We start from the raw sequence: 203 nt of genomic DNA, 5'->3' as shown, positions 1-203 counted from the left end.
TGAGTGTCCTGCTGGTCTGCGGCCGGGCGAAGTGTGCCCGCAGGCCAGCATCTTCGTATGTGTTTTTTGATGCGTTAGTGGAGATTGGATTTAGGGCATGTTCTTTGTGGGATATGCTCTGTTAATCCGCAAACTCAAGGGGTTATGGGTCCCGGCTCGGAGTGTTTGTCCCGGAGAGATGGTTGACGTTTGTTCGGGGACAT

Source organism: Pseudovibrio sp. W64 (assembly GCF_001623145.1).
Classification (GTDB): Bacteria; Pseudomonadota; Alphaproteobacteria; order Rhizobiales; family Stappiaceae; genus Pseudovibrio.
This window is presented reverse-complemented; position numbering follows the sequence as displayed.